This is a genomic window from Pelomonas sp. CA6, from assembly GCF_022549225.1.
GTDB lineage: Bacteria > Pseudomonadota > Gammaproteobacteria > Burkholderiales > Burkholderiaceae_C > Roseateles.
Genome location: NZ_JAKZFD010000049.1, coordinates 1 through 537, shown reverse-complemented (window position 1 = coordinate 537; position 537 = coordinate 1). Strand labels below are relative to the sequence as shown.

The 537-nt window shown below is 73.6% G+C and carries 1 protein-coding gene; it reads right to left on the bottom strand.

Annotated features, from left to right (window positions below; translation table 11 throughout):
* Window positions 1-537, bottom strand: a 537-nt coding sequence (locus LZ017_RS21815) for a condensation domain-containing protein (protein WP_241399035.1), incomplete at both ends; no start/stop codon positions are given.

Below are 537 nucleotides of genomic sequence, written 5' to 3'. Positions count from 1 at the left end.
ATCACCACCTCGTCCTGGCCCGACAGCCGCGCCACCAGCGCCGCCCAGCCCGCCAGCAGCGTCATGTACAGCGTCGTGCCATGGCGCTGCGACAGCGCCTTCAGCCCCGCCGTCAGCTCGGCGTCCAGCTCGATGGCCAGGCTCGCGCCGCGGTAATCCTGCAAGGCCGGCCGCGGGCGGTCGCCGGGCAGCGTCGTCAGCGCCGGCGCGCCGGCCAGCCGTTCGCGCCAGTAGGCCAGCTGCTGCTGCAGCAGCGCGCCCGACAGCCACTGCCGCTGCCACAGCGTGTAGTCCGCGTACTGCAGCGCCGGCGCCGGCAGCGGGTCCTCGGACGGGTCCATGCCCTCGTGGGCATAGGCCCGGTACAGCAGGTCCAGCTCGCGCATCAGCACACCCAGCGACCAGCCGTCGGCCACGATGTGGTGCAGGGTCAGCAGCAGCACATGCTCGCGCGCCGACAGATGCAGCAGCCGGCCGCGGATCAGCGGCCCCTGCGCCAGGTCGAAGGGCTGCTCGGCCTCGTGGTCGGCCCAGTGC